Annotated in this window: 15 protein-coding genes; 4 read left to right on the forward strand and 11 right to left on the reverse strand. The window is 61.7% G+C overall.

Translation table 11 applies throughout. The features are described 5' to 3' along the window. Positions 1-5 precede the first annotated feature (5 nt). The 3 genes from ACJ2A4_RS12550 (at position 6) to ACJ2A4_RS12560 (ending at position 3,019) form a co-directional block, all read left to right on the forward strand. Entirely contained in the window at positions 6-1,436 is a 1,431-nt protein-coding gene (locus ACJ2A4_RS12550; protein ID WP_408873068.1) for a hypothetical protein, read from the forward strand. A 44-nt stretch (positions 1,437-1,480) separates the two neighbouring features. Beyond that, the gene (locus ACJ2A4_RS12555) at positions 1,481-1,918 is read left to right on the forward strand and encodes an NADH-quinone oxidoreductase subunit B family protein (RefSeq protein ID WP_408873069.1); all 438 of its coding nucleotides are present in this window, start codon (positions 1,481-1,483) and stop codon (positions 1,916-1,918) included. 165 nt (positions 1,919-2,083) lie between these two features. Beyond that, the gene (locus ACJ2A4_RS12560; RefSeq protein ID WP_194259067.1) at positions 2,084-3,019 is read left to right on the forward strand and encodes an ROK family protein; all 936 of its coding nucleotides are present in this window, start codon (positions 2,084-2,086) and stop codon (positions 3,017-3,019) included. Positions 3,020-3,091: 72 nt separating this feature from the next. Here ACJ2A4_RS12560 and ACJ2A4_RS12565 read toward each other — a convergent pair whose 3' ends face one another. From ACJ2A4_RS12565 to ACJ2A4_RS12575, 3 genes are all read right to left on the reverse strand, one after another. Further along, on the reverse strand, positions 3,092-3,973 hold the full coding sequence (locus ACJ2A4_RS12565) for a CDP-alcohol phosphatidyltransferase family protein (protein ID WP_408873070.1): 882 nt from the start codon (positions 3,971-3,973) through the stop codon (positions 3,092-3,094). Between the two features lie 14 nt (positions 3,974-3,987). After that, entirely contained in the window at positions 3,988-4,665 is a 678-nt protein-coding gene (locus ACJ2A4_RS12570) for a phosphatidylserine decarboxylase (RefSeq protein WP_062509513.1), read from the reverse strand. 89 nt (positions 4,666-4,754) lie between these two features. Beyond that, complete coding sequence (locus ACJ2A4_RS12575) at positions 4,755-5,471, reverse strand: methyltransferase (protein WP_408873071.1); 717 nt, start codon at positions 5,469-5,471, stop codon at positions 4,755-4,757. A gap of 40 nt (positions 5,472-5,511) precedes the next feature. On the opposite strand from ACJ2A4_RS12575, the gene gloB reads away from it, so the two are divergent. Then, positions 5,512-6,228 (forward strand): hydroxyacylglutathione hydrolase, encoded by a 717-nt coding sequence (gene gloB / locus ACJ2A4_RS12580; RefSeq protein WP_408873072.1) that lies wholly within the window; start codon positions 5,512-5,514, stop codon positions 6,226-6,228. 62 nt (positions 6,229-6,290) lie between these two features. Here the strand turns inward: gloB and ACJ2A4_RS12585 are convergent, their stop codons facing one another. The 8 genes from ACJ2A4_RS12585 to ACJ2A4_RS12620 form a co-directional block, all read right to left on the reverse strand. Further along, entirely contained in the window at positions 6,291-6,440 is a 150-nt protein-coding gene (locus ACJ2A4_RS12585) for a DUF2474 domain-containing protein (protein WP_141307021.1), read from the reverse strand. 18 nt (positions 6,441-6,458) lie between these two features. Then, positions 6,459-7,484 (reverse strand): cytochrome d ubiquinol oxidase subunit II, encoded by a 1,026-nt coding sequence (cydB, locus tag ACJ2A4_RS12590; RefSeq protein ID WP_264787844.1) that lies wholly within the window; start codon positions 7,482-7,484, stop codon positions 6,459-6,461. A gap of 5 nt (positions 7,485-7,489) precedes the next feature. Beyond that, positions 7,490-8,917, reverse strand: coding sequence for a cytochrome ubiquinol oxidase subunit I (locus ACJ2A4_RS12595; protein WP_408873073.1), 1,428 nt, complete (start codon positions 8,915-8,917; stop codon positions 7,490-7,492). A 219-nt stretch (positions 8,918-9,136) separates the two neighbouring features. Next, entirely contained in the window at positions 9,137-10,201 is a 1,065-nt protein-coding gene (locus ACJ2A4_RS12600) for a DUF2125 domain-containing protein (RefSeq protein WP_408873074.1), read from the reverse strand. 249 nt (positions 10,202-10,450) lie between these two features. After that, entirely contained in the window at positions 10,451-11,200 is a 750-nt protein-coding gene (locus ACJ2A4_RS12605) for a 1-acyl-sn-glycerol-3-phosphate acyltransferase (protein WP_062509820.1), read from the reverse strand. Positions 11,201-11,245: 45 nt separating this feature from the next. Further along, positions 11,246-11,839, reverse strand: a complete 594-nt coding sequence (locus ACJ2A4_RS12610) for a YdcF family protein (protein WP_408873075.1) — start codon at positions 11,837-11,839, stop codon at positions 11,246-11,248. Then, positions 11,836-12,741, reverse strand: coding sequence for a cell division protein FtsX (locus ACJ2A4_RS12615; RefSeq protein WP_408873076.1), 906 nt, complete (start codon positions 12,739-12,741; stop codon positions 11,836-11,838). Before ACJ2A4_RS12615 ends, ACJ2A4_RS12610 begins: the two co-directional genes overlap by 4 nt. Continuing rightward, positions 12,738-13,439: a cell division ATP-binding protein FtsE gene (locus ACJ2A4_RS12620; RefSeq protein ID WP_408873077.1), complete on the reverse strand. Its 702-nt coding sequence runs from the start codon at positions 13,437-13,439 to the stop codon at positions 12,738-12,740. Before ACJ2A4_RS12620 ends, ACJ2A4_RS12615 begins: the two co-directional genes overlap by 4 nt. Between the last annotated feature and the right edge of the window lie 81 nt (positions 13,440-13,520).

Consider the following 13,520-nt stretch of genomic DNA (forward strand, 5'->3'; position numbering starts at 1 on the left):
GAAGCATGGGGCGGATTATTCGCAGTGGCGAGCGGGTCGCGTTGTCGCATTACCATCTTGATCCCGCGCAGTGGAGCGAGATGCTGACGGCGCCGGGAGGGACGCTGCCGCTGATTTCCTGCTGGGCGGATGATTCCCGCGCCTATGTGTTGTTGCTGGAGGGGGACTGCCCACTTCTGGCGAGTACAGTCGTAGAAGACCGGCGCTATTTTGCACCGTCCTCGCGTTTTGCTGGTGCGGAATGGGGTGAGCGCGAGTTGTATGATCTTTACGGCGTGGAGGCGATGGATGCCCGCGGGAACGGGGCTCCAGCGCTGGATGAAGGGGGCTGGACCTCGACCTGGCCGCTGTCGTCTCGTCCGGGGCCGGCGGCGGGAGGATTGCGGCCGCTGGCTGGGAACCATCTGCTGCGTCCCGAGCAGACCGGACTGAGTGGACCGCTGGAATTTTCCTTTGAGGTTCTGAAGGGGAAAATTCGGGACGTAGAGGTCTGCGCCGGGGCCGCGCATCGCGGTCTGGTCGCCCGGCTTGTAGGGAAGACGCCGGAAGAGGCGATGCCGCTGGTGTCGCGTGTGACGGCGGGCGGGTTTGTTGCGCATCCGCTGGCTTTTGCCCGGGCCGTCGCACAGGCGCGCGGGCTGGTTCCGGGACCGGGGATCCGGGATGTCTGGATGATCCTGCTGGAGATCGAGCGGATCTCGATCCATCTGTTCGACATGGCACGGACGGCGCGCGGCGTGGATGCAGAGCTTCTGGCAACACATTGCGATCATGCACGCGAAGACATCGCGCGGGCCTGTTCGGAGCAGGGTGTTTCCCGTCGTCTGGTGGATATGGTGACCTGTGACGGTTTCCGCGACGGGCTGGAAATCGTGCCACTGGCGCAGGCTGTGCATGCGGCAATGCAGCCGCGTCTTGCGGCGTTGGAAGAGCTTCATCGGGTTTTTGCGCCGCGCCTGGACGGGTTCGCGACGCTGGATACGCGGCTTGCGGAGCGTTTTGCCGTGGGGGGCGTGACCGGGCGTGCGAGTGGTCGCAGCATGGACATGCGGCGGCGGGAGGCCGGGATGCGGCTGGAGGCATTGCGGGCGACGGGGTCCAGCCAGGGGGACGCCCGGGCGCGTGAAGGGCTACGGCTTGCGGAAATCCGGGATTCTCTGGCGCTGATGGAGCGTATTCTGGGAAGTATCGGTCTGGAGGATGACGAGCCTGCGCCGGACCGGACGGAGGAAGGGATCGGTGTGGCTGAAGGCGCGCGTGGAGACATCTGGTACTGGGTACGTCTGAAGGACGGGCGGATCGAAAGCCTTCATGTCCGTGATCCCGGCGTTTCCCTGCTGCCCGTTCTGGGGGCCATGCTACGAGGCTATTCCGTCGATCGTGTTCCGGCGGCGCTGGGCTCGATCGGGTTGTCACCGGCGGGGATCGCGCTGTGAGCGGTGTGCGACGTACAGGGCCTCTGAGCTTACTTTATGCTTTCATGGATGCGACACGCTGGCGTCCGTACACGCAGGAAACGCCTCCGCGCCGAGAGCGTCCCATCGGGCTGTATGTGCTCGAGACCGGAGGGTGCGAGGGCTGTTTCATGGAAATCGAGTCCTTGAACGGGAGTGCCTTTGCGCTGGAGCAGGCCGGGTTTGTCTGTGTGAATGATCCGGCGGATGCGGACTGGCTGCTGCTGACGGGAGCCGTGACACGGGTCTGCGCCGAAATGGTGGACCGGGTGTGGCGGGCGATGCCACCGGGAAGATGTCTGATTGCGGTGGGGGCCTGCGCGGTGGATGGCGGGCCTTTTCCGGTTAGTTATGCGACGCTGGGTGGATTGCAGGCGCTGACGCCGGTGCGGAGTTCGATTGCGGGATGTCCGCCGTCGCCGGAAGACCTGCTGCGGGCCTTGCAGGAGCTTGCGCAGGGCTGAAGTTCCTGTCTGGAGGCCGGAATTTTCCTGAAACAACGAAGTTTTGTCCCCGGACGACTTGCCGTGACACGGTTTCGCGTTAAAGCAGACGGACGCACTGGGTGCGTTTTCCATGAGGTTCGGTCGCCTGATACTCAGGTCACCGTATAGAGCACAGGGCTAGAGATGGCTGATTATCGCCTTGGAATTGATCTTGGTGGCACGAAGATCGAAATCGCGGTTCTGAATCGTTCGGGCGATCTCGTCCTGCGTGAACGCATTCCCAACCCCGGCATCTATAATGAAGCCGTGCTGGCCATCCGTGATCTGGTCACGGATGTGGACCACCGTCTGGGTGCGGTGCCGAGCCATCGCGTCTCGGCAGGGCAGCATACCTCCACGCTGGGTATTGGGATTCCGGGCTCCATCTCGCCCGAGACCGGTCTGATCAAGAACGCCAATGCGACCTGGCTGAACAACCAGCCTTTCGGTCATGATCTGGAATCTGCGTTGGCGCGTCCGGTCCGGACGGAAAATGACGCGAATTGCTTTGCGCTGTCCGAAGCGGCCGATGGCGCGGCCAAGGGCATGCTGACGGTGTTCGGTGTCATCATCGGCACGGGCATGGGTGCGGGTATCGTCAATAACGGCCGTGTTCTTGAGGGCCGTCACCACATTGCGGGCGAATGGGGCCATCTGCCTCTGCCCTGGCCGACGGAAGAAGACATGCCGGCGCGTGACTGCTTCTGCGGGAACAAGGGCTGCATGGAGCGTTATCTGTGCGGTCCGGCTCTGGCGGCAGACTGGAAAGGTCCGGGTCATCGCAACACGGCTGGGATTGAAGATGCGGCCGCCAATGGCGATCAGGCTGCGATCGCAGCTCTGGGCCGTTATACCGAGCGTTTTGCCCGGGCCTGCGCGATGGTCATCAACTTCCTTGATCCGGATGTGATCGTCCTCGGTGGCGGTGTGTCCAACCTGCATACGCTGTATGAGCGCGTGCCGCCGCTGCTGGCCAAGCATGTCATTACGCCGGTCTGCACGACGCCGATCGTGCGCAACAAGCATGGCGACAGCTCGGGCGTCCGTGGTGCGGCATGGCTGTGGGATGTGACGGAATAAACCTGTCCCATACAGGATATAAAAAAGGCCGCCCGATCATCCGGGCGGCCTTTTTTGTTGGCTTGTTTTCGTTCAGGCGGGCTCTTCTTCCACCGTTTCCGACATCTCCTCTGCCGCCTGTTTCAGGCGGTGATAGGAGCGGCGTGAGAAGGGCAGGATCGCGATATAGAGCAGTCCGGCTCCGGCAAGAGCACCCCAGGGGTCTGCGACAAGAAGGGCGGCATAGAGGCCGGTTCCGAGCATCAGGGGCAGAACGTAGCGCGCCGGGACCTTGAAGTTCTTGAAGGACCAGACCGGCAGGGTCGAGACCAACAGTAGGCCCGTGACGATCAGGCAGACGGCCGAAACAAGCGGCAGACGGGCGAAGGCTGCCAGACCTTCGGCATGCAGGCGGTCGGCTTCGAGGCCAAGGAAGACCGGGAACAGCACCAGTCCGGCACCGGCCGGGGCCGGGACACCCGTAAAGAAGCTGTAGGAGTATTCCGGCTTGTCGTCGTCATCGAGGCTCGCATTGAAGCGGGCGAGACGCAGCGCCATGCAGACCGTGAACAGGATGCAGGGGACGAACGCGTAGCGTCCGGCATTTTCGAGCGACCACATCAGCAGCACGAAGGACGGTGCCACGCCGAAGCAGACGAAGTCCGACAGGCTGTCGAACTCGGCACCGAAACGGGTGGCACCCTTGAGCAGGCGCGCAATGCGTCCGTCCAGACCGTCGATACAGGCTGCGATCAGCAGGGCCACGGCCGAAGGCTCGAACTGGTGTTCGAGCGCAAAACGCATGCCGCTGAGCCCGGCGCAGAGGCCGAGCATCGTCATGATGTTGGGGATGAGGCGGTTGAACGACGGCCCCCGCACGCGGGTGCGGGGATTGCGCCCCATGCGTCGGAGCCTGCGGCGGATGCGGCGTTTTCTGGCGGGGCGGCTGGGTTCAACCGTCGGAGGCAGGGTCATGAACGGCGTCTGGCTCAGAGCTTCGCCAGGACAGTTTCGCCACCAACCATGGTCTGTCCTTCCACAACCAGGGGTTCGACACCGGGCGGCAGGTAGACATCGGTGCGTGAGCCGAAGCGGATCAGGCCAAAACGTTCGCCGGCTTCCACGCGGTCGCCTTCTTCAACGAAGCACAGGATGCGGCGGGCGATCAGCCCGGCGATCTGGACAACACCGATATTGCGGCCGTCCGGCAGCGTCAGGCGCAGTTCGTTGCGCTCGTTGTGCTCGGAGGCCTTGTCGAGGCTGGCATTGAGGAACTTGCCGGCGTGATAGGCGATCTTTGTCACTTCACCGGCCGCTGGCATGCGGTTGATGTGGACGTTCAGCACGGAGAGGAATGTCGAGACGCGCCAGACCGGGGTGTGGCCCATTTCCAGAGCGGCGGGTGGGGTGACGAGCGCGACGGAGGTCACGCGGCCATCGGCGGAGGCCAGCACCAGATCGGCGCGCGGCGGCGGAACGCGCTTGGGGTCGCGGAAGAAATACAGGCAGAACGCCGTGAAGGCGATGCCGGCATTGCCCAGCAGGCGCGTGGGACGCCAGGGGGTGGCCCGTCCGAGCAGGCCTACGAGCGAACCCGCAAGGAGAAAGGGAGTCGCGGCGCGATGCGGCGGCGACAGGACAAGCTTGAAGGACTGGATCAGCGACATGGAACGCACTCTTACGGCACACGGCGGGAGGGTCAAGAATTCGCCACAAAGAAGGCGTTTTTCGGGCAGGTTTTCCGCCTGAGCCCGTTTCAGGCGGGTTCGGCGACCTGTCGGGGGAGCGGAACGCGCAGTTTTTCGTCGATCAGCGGGGTCCCGGCATAGACGTTCTTGCGGGCCGTGACGATGTGTACGCCGGCACAGGGAAGCCGTGCGCCCCGGCCGATCCGTTCCATCAGGCGCCCATGGGTGGCGGACAGGGCGGCGGGGGGTGCCATCAGCGCGCCGGAATGGTGTTCGATCCGGAAAAGGGTCTGGTCGAGCAGGCGGGTCAGCTGGCCGCTGCTATAGGGAATTCCATGGCCGAACGGTGTGGCGTCGGTATGGGCCCAGTAGCCCGAGCGGTTAGGGACCACCAGCGTCAGGACGCCGTCATCGGTGAGCGTGCGCCAGATGGCCCGCAGGAAATCCGGGGCGAAGCGGGTGAATTCGAGCCCGTGGACTACGAGGACACCGTCCATTGACAGATCATCGAAGGGCAGGCGGCCACTGTCGACGATGCAGTCCCTGCGGGAAGGGCGAATGATTTTCTGCGTCTGCGGGTGGAGCAGGCGTGCGGATACCGCGCAGTCGGCGCTGTCTGGAAGGTAGGGTGCTGTGTAGCCAATCCCCAGGATGCGGCGGCCCCGCATGGGGGGCATGAGGCTTTGCAGGCGGTCATTGAGGAGCAGGGCCGTGCGCTGACCCTGCCGACTTTCATAGAAAGTGGTGGCATCATCGGAACGGGTGCGGGCCAGAGACGTCAGCATGCAGTTACCTAATCAGCAAGACAGTCCAAGGGGAACAGTCATGCCACTCGATATCAAGCCGATTCCGGTTCTCTCCGACAATTATGCCTGGCTGCTGACCGCGACCGAGGGGCCGCGCGCCATTGTGGACCCCGGTGAGGCGGGGCCGATCATGGACGAGATCGGAGAGGGGCGGCTGGATATGATCCTGCTGACCCATCACCACGCCGATCATACGGGCGGGACTGATGCGCTGCGGGAGCGTTACGGCGCGAAGGTCTATGGGCCGCGCCAGAACAGGGAATGGCTGCTCCGGTTGGATCATGACGTCGAGGACGGAGAGAGCTTTCCACTGGGGAACACGCAGATCCGCGTTCTCTCAACGCCCGGCCATGCGGTTGGTCATGTCTCATATATCGTACCCGATGTGCCGGCGCTGTTCTGCGGCGATGTGCTGTTCAGTCTGGGATGCGGACGTCTGCTGGAAGGGACGGCGCAGGAACTGTTCGACAGTCTGCACCGCTATGACAGTCTGCCGGACCGGACGCTTGTCTGTGCGGGGCATGAATATACCCGCTCCAATCTGGCCTTTGCGCTGCATGTTGATCCCGATAACGAGGCGTTGAAGGCGCGTGCCGGGGAAATCGAGCGTCTGCTGGAAGCGGGGCGGCCGACGCTGCCGGTAACATTGGGGATGGAGCGGAAGACCAATCCTTTCCAGCGCGCACCGGATGTTGCGACCTTTGCGCGGCTGCGCAAGGAAAAGGACAGTTTCTGAGGGTACGAAAAAAGCCCCGTCTCTTTCGAGCGGGGCTTTTTTTGTGAAGTATCGTCAGGCCGCTACCAGCCGAAGATGACCTTCTTGAGCAGTTCGGCACCGAGGCCGACGACGACGACGCCGCCAGCCCAGATGGCCACGAACCAGCCCACACGTTTCATCCAGTTCAGGAACCCCGTCTTCTGATCGGGCTGTCCGTATTCGATGCGCATGGGCCGGGTTCCCTGTCCTTAGTGGTAGTGGTGTCCAGCGGACATTTTTCCGCGGAACACGTAGTACGAATAGGCCGTGTAGGAGAGGATCAGCGGCAGCAGGAACATAGTACCGACCAGCAGGAAGGTCTGGCTCTCCGGCGGAGAGGATGCCTGCCAGATGGTGATGGTCGGCGGCACGATATACGGCCACACATTGATGCCCAGACCGCTGAAGCACAGGAAGAACAGACCCAGCGTTGCAACGAAGGGCAGCAGGTGCGAGCGCGGGTTGCGCAGTCCCATGAACAGGACGCCCGCCAGCACGACGACGGCAACCGGAACCGGAGCGACCAGTGCAAGCTGCGGCATGGCGAGCCAGTGCTGCATGTAGGTGGTGTGCAGCATTGGGGTCCAGGCGGAGACCAGTGCGATGGTGATCAGCATCAGCGCGCCAAGACCGAAGGAGACCCTGCGCATCGTGTCATGTAGTTCACCCTCACAGCGCCACAGCAGCCAGGTTGCGCCGAGAAGCGCATAGCCGATGACCACGGCAAGGCCGCAGAACAGCGAGAACGGAGAGAACCAGTCGAAGCTGGAACCGATGAAAACGTTGTTCTCGACCTTGATGCCCTGAACGAGCGTTCCGAGAATGACACCCTGCATGAAGGCCGCAATGATGGAGCCGCCACAGAACGCCCAGTCCCAGAAGAACTGGCTCATCGGGGATTCGGCCTTGAAGCGGAACTCGAAGGACACGCCACGCAGGATCAGGGCCAGCAGCATGAACAGTACCGGCAGGTAGAGTGCCGGGAGGATCGTGCCGTAGGCAACGGGGAAGACGCCATAGAGTGCGGCGCCGCCGAAGATCATCCAGGTCTCGTTGCCGTCCCAGACGGGAGCAACGGTGTTGACCATGAGGTTACGGTGATCGTGGTCCTTTTCCTTGAGGAAAAGGACGCCGATCCCGAGGTCGAAACCATCAAGGCAGATATAGAGGAAGATGGCTGTTGCTGCGAGCAGCGCCCAGACCACGGGAAGCCAGAAGCCGGCTGTTTCTGTCATGGTTCTTACTCCGCCATGCCAGCGTCAGGCTGGGGCTGATGGGAGACCTGTGTTGTTCCAGCAGCGCGCTGGGGCTGATCTTCGGCCGGACCGTGCTGATCGGGGTGCGGTTCTTCTGCAAAGGTCCGCAGCAGGATGGTGATGCCGCCGGCGAACACGATGAAATAGACGACCACGAAGGCAACCATCGACGTTGCGATGTTCGGCAGGGCGATCGGGGAGACGCTCTCGGAGGTCCGCAGCAGGCCATAGACGGTGAAGGGCTGACGGCCGACTTCAGTCGTGATCCAGCCACAGAGCAGCGCCAGGAAGCCTGCAGGCGACATGAACAGTGCCACGCGGTGCAGAAGCGGCGTGTCGTACAGCTTGCCCTTCCAGCGCAAGTAGAGCGACCACAGGCCGACCAGCACCATCAGCATGCCAAGTGCGATCATGATGCGGAAAGAGAAGAACAGCAGCGGCGAGTAGGGACGGTCTTCCTTCGGGTAATCCTTCAGGCCCGGCACCTTGCCATTCAGGCTGTGCGTCAGGATCAGCGAGCCCATGTAAGGGATAGCGATCTTGAAATGTGTCGTCTCGTTCTTCATGTCCGGAATGCCGAACAGAAGCTCGGGCGCACGGCTTTCGGAGTCCCAGTCACCTTCAAGGGCTGCGATCTTGGCCGGCTGGTATTCCAGCGTGTTCAGGCCCTGCGTATCACCGGCCAGAACCTGGATTGGAGCCACGATGGCGGCCATCCACATGGCCATCGAGAACATCAGACGCACCTGTTCGGACGCCTGACGGCCTTCGCGACGGGCCTTAAGAAGGTGCCAGCCTGCTACACCTGCAACGATGAATGCCACGCAAAGGAAAGCTGCGAGGCCCATATGGACGAGACGGTACGGGAAGGAAGGATTGAAGACGATCTGCCACCAGTCGGCAGGCAGGAAACGGCCAGTTGCCTCGTCGATGCGATAGCCGCGCGGTGTCTGCATCCATGAGTTGGATGACAGGATCCAGCTCATGGAGATCAGGGTGCCGATCGAGACCATGCAGGTGGCCGCAAAGTGGAGACCCTTGCCGACGCGGTTGAGGCCGAACATCATGACGCCGAGGAAGCCGGCTTCAAGGAAGAAGGCCGTCATCACTTCGTAGGCGAGCATTGGGCCAAGGATCGGGCCGGCTTTCTGGGAGAATGCCGACCAGTTGGTCCCGAATTCGTAGGACATGACGAGGCCGGAGACCACGCCCATGCCGAAGACGACTGAAAAGACCTTCAGCCAGTATTTGAAGAGATCAAGGTAGGCGCTCCGTCCCGTTTTGAGCCAGAGCCCTTCGAGAACGGCGAGATAGGCCGCCAGACCGATCGAAAATGCCGGGAACACGATGTGAAACCCGACGGTAAACGCGAACTGAAATCGCGCCAGGAATAGAGCCGACAAGCCAAACATGTCGATTGCCTTCTGGGTAGATGGCGAGACAAAGGAACCGTCAGGAGGAATGTCGGACCCCCGGGGGACCTCCGCACGCACAACAGGATAACGAAGTTGTGATCACTTCGTGTGTTGCTGTCTTGTGAACCTTCTTAACGCATTTATCCAGAAAAAGTTTGTTACCCCAGCCATGATTTTGACAGAAATCAATGCGTTCGCGCCAATTTTTCCAACCGGTTACGGCGTCTGGAACTTGCCATTGAGAAGTGTCGAAAAGGCCTGTGTGTCCGGGAGCATCCGGCCATTGATGACTGGAACGGACAGAGCGAGCGGTCGTTCCCTGAGACCCGGTGTGACAGATATTTTTTTCACCATCGTCTGTAGTGCTGTCTGAATGTCCGGTGCGAGATGCAACTCTATGTCCGGGCGATCAAGCAGGCGGATGGCGAGATCATGCCATCCGGTCAGGGTGAGCGTGAGTGTCCCGTTCGCATCGGGCAGGTCCAGAGCGCCAGACAGTCCAACGCGACTGTTCGGAGAGAGGGAAACCGGAGAAGCGGAGGCCTCCTGCAGCAGAAGGCGACCATAAGAGGCGGGGTCGAGAAGCGAGAGATCGTTGGAGGCGCGCGATGCCGTCAGGGCGATCGCAAGGCGGGCAGTCTTCAGATCACCTGAAAGACCATAAGGCAGGGGAAAGCCGGTTACGCCTGCGGCCTGTGCGGTGAAACCCAACCGGGTTGCGTCTGCCGGAGCTTCGGGAAACCGGATGATGCGTCCTGAAAGGGTGTTCAGGGAGACCTGCGTCTCGGGCCAGAGACCGGAAAATGTGAGATCCAGTCTCGTGGTTGAAAAGAATAGGGTGCCCGGATTTGCAATGCGGATCTGGAGGGCCGGAGCAAGGGCGGTCAGGATATTTCTATTCTGCACAAGGCGTGCGGCCTGATGTCCCGTCATTGAGAGCGTCATGCCCGAGCGCAGCAGCGAGACCCAAGAGCCGCCAAGACGAATGTGTTCCCCGGCCCAGCCTGCATCATAGGGCGCGCCTGCGGAGGCGTGATGTATGGCGTTCAGGCGGTCCAGTTCGACCCAGGCGCCAAAAGGCCAGCCGCCTCTTCGCAATGGAGTCGTTTCAATGGCCCAGCCATTTTTGCGGGCACTGGTCAGGGCCGTCCGGGCCGAGGCTTCCAGCCTGTGGGTCGTACGATGCCAGAAAACTGTATCCAGAACGGCTGATATTGCGAGAAGCGCAATCAATACCAGAACAGCTCTGCTGTAACGGACAGTAAAAAACGGTCGATCCATTGGGCATGTCTTTTCCGGTGGAGCTCGGGGATTGGTCAAGTCCCACCTGTTTTATCCCCAGCCATTCAAAGCGCTTCCGGAACGCGGGAAAATGCTCACGAAGGCGTGATTGGAAGCAAAATCCCTGTAACCGCCGGATCACGGAAACCGCGGAAGATCAAGGGATATGGAGGTTCTGTCAGTGACCGCGCATCCGGATCGCGCCGGAGACGAAAGAGCGTTGAAAGATTTCAGTTTTTTGCAGACCGGTCATGCATTTTTCAGGTCCACAGAGTTATCCACAGGATCGCGGGGCAGGACATGGGTTGTGCACAGTTCGTCCCATGCGCTTTCCAGCGCCTGCGTGAAGGCCTTGCGTTCCTGCTGCGGTGCAAGAGGCTGGCCGATGACGACATGCAGGACGCCCGGGTTTTTGATCCATGGATTGCGGTCCCAAAACAGGCCTGAATCAGTCGCGACGGGTACAACAGGAACGTCTGCCTGTCGTGCCAGGGCAATGATGCCCGGCTGGATTGGATGGCGCTCTCCGGGCAGGGTGCGCGTGCCCTCGGGGAAAATGATGATCTGGCGATTGGCAGCGTGGGCCGCCTTGGACGCCTGCATCATGTCGCGAAGGGCTTTCGAACCGGCTTTCCGATCGACGGCGATCATGCCGGTCAGGAGCAGCATCGGGCCTACGACAGGGATGCGGGTCAACTCGGACTTGATGATGTAATCGGGCCGGTCAACGAGGTTCATCCAGATGAAGCCATCGAAGAAGGACTGGTGCTGCGAGGCAATCAGCAGCGGGCCGGAAGGCAGGTTTTCCTGTCCCGTGATCTCGATGCGGACCGAACAGATCCGGGTGAAGCCGGCGAGAACCGCCCGCGCCCAGAGTTTTGCGTAGGACAGGGCCAGATCCTGCCGTTTCATCAGGCGGATCGGGATCGTCCCGAGGCCCATGAACAGAGTGATCCAGAACAGATAGAGATTGAACAGGACGCCGCGCAGAATGCTCATCATGACCGTCTGCACACCAGAAAAGCGGATTGGATACAAGGATTTTCAGGCACCATCCAACCCTTCGCGCCCATCAGGAAGACCGGTGAGGGCTCCGATTTCCGCACCGAGAAGCTTGTTATATTCACGGAACATCAGAAACAGGGTTCGTCGGGACATGAGGCCCTGAAGGGCAAGGGGGACAACCGGGTAAGCCACAAGATCCAGATCGGGGGCCATGCGATGAATTTCGAGCATGGCGCGGCGGATATGGTAGCCGGCCGTGACGATCAGGAGCCGCCGGAGGTGGTTGTCGTGTGCCCATTGCGCGGTTTCATGGGCATTGCCGATCGTACTGGTGGCGCGGCGGCCGAGTGTGATCCGGTTTGCCAGCGGTGAGGACAGGGGTTCCTGCTGGAGATGCAGGATATGCTGGAGCGTGACATGAGGGCCGACTCCCGAAATCAGGAGCAGATGCCCGTATCCGCCCCTGAGAAGCGAGATGGCTGTGTCAACGCGTTGTTCGCCTCCCGTCAGGGCGACGATGCCATCGCACATGGAAGCGGTTACGGACGTCTTGCCGGCATCCTGAATGAACCAGCCGAATCCTGCCAGCCAGAGGCCTCCCAGCGCCAGACATGCCGAGAGCAGGCGCTTCATGGCAGACGCCGGAGCCAGACGAGTACGACGGTTTGGGCAGTCATCCAGCCCAGACAGGCGGCAATCAGGGGCAGGGCTCCGAGCTCTTGAAGTAGTATGCGTGGCAGGACGTGCAGGGTTGCCCACCAGCTTGCGAACATGTCCGTCCATGTGTTCGTGGGAAGGGTCGGGCCTGTTGCGTGTGAAAAAGGTGCCAGTTTCCGGGCCAGCATTGTGATGACGGGACTGAGGAACAGCAGGCCCGTGAGACCTCCGGCGAGGCTGAGCAGTGCTGCGCGCCCTGCGATCCTGCTGGAAATCGTCAGGTCGCCTGCGCCAAGGAAATGGACGATCTCGACGGCCTTGCGCTGGGCCATGACGGAGCGCCGTACGGTCATGCCGACCGACAGGACGGCGATGGCTGCAATGAGGCTCACGGCCAGCCAGGCACAAGCGACCAGACTGCTTCCCAGACCGTTCAGGCGTTCGCCCCAGCGGCGATCTTCTTCCACCACGGCTTCGGGAAGAGCTTCGTGAACGACGGCGCCGAGATCGGGTGTTCCCGTATGCGCGACGATCAGAACGACGGGCAGGGAAAGGCCCGGCAGGTGTCCGCTGCTGGAAACCTGCCCCAGCCATGGCGCCAGAAGGGTCTGGACCTGCTGTGGGGAGAGTTCCCGGACATTAGTAACCTCCGCTGTCCTGTGCAGGGTCTGGATCAGGGTGTGGGTGCGGTCTTCGAGTTGAGGCGTATCGGACGGGATTTCGATTGTTGTGGCGTTACGAGCAGCACTCGACCAGCCTTCGGCAAGGATCTGCACCCCTGTCAGTCCGGCGAGGGAGAGACCGGCGAGCAGGGTCATCAGGGCTACAAGAAGGGGCAGGCTGCCGGAGCGCAGGCCGGGTGAGACTGGGGCACTCACAGGCTTTCGCTCCGGCGTAATGCGGGCTCGGCCTGCGGGGTTGGATCTGCAAGCGTGCCGTCGCGGAGGACGATGGATCTGGCCGGAGCTTCGCGGACCAGGGCTTCATTATGCGTGGCGACGATGACGGTCGTTCCCATATCCACCAGTTCCTGAAACGTGCTCAGGAGGCGTCGGGCCTGTGCGTCTTCCAGGGCGTTGGTAGGTTCGTCGGCGAGGAGCAGTTCCGGTCGGCCAATCAGGGCGCGGGCGATGGCAGCGCGCTGCTGTTCGCCACCAGACAGGGTGCCGGGCCGTTTGTCCGCAAGATGCACGACATCCAGCCATTCCAGAACGGCGAAGGCTTCCCGTCTCGTATCGCGTTCGGAGGCGCCGCGCAGTCTCAGCGGGAGCGCCACATTGTCGAACACCGTCCATTCCCCGATCAGGCGATAATCCTGGGGCACAAACCCGATGCGTCGGCGCAGGTTGCGCAGGGTGGATCGGCTGGCCTGGCTGACAGAAACGCCAAGCAGGTCCATCTGACCGGCTGAAGGGCGCGTTTCGAGCGTCAGGAGGCGAAGGAGACTCGACTTGCCAGCGCCCGATGGGCCGAGCAGCCAGCGGAACTCGCCCTTTGGAACGGTAAGCGTCAGATTCCGCAGAACGGGCTGTCCTACGCCGGGAGGCATCATCGAGACATTCAGAAGGCGGATCATAGCGCTTTCATTGAAAATACAGGCGATCTATTAACCATTTAATAACGATCTTTTCGTCATAACACAGAGGCACAAAGGTCA

Source organism: Gluconobacter roseus (assembly GCF_046058915.1).
GTDB lineage: Bacteria > Pseudomonadota > Alphaproteobacteria > Acetobacterales > Acetobacteraceae > Gluconobacter > Gluconobacter roseus_A.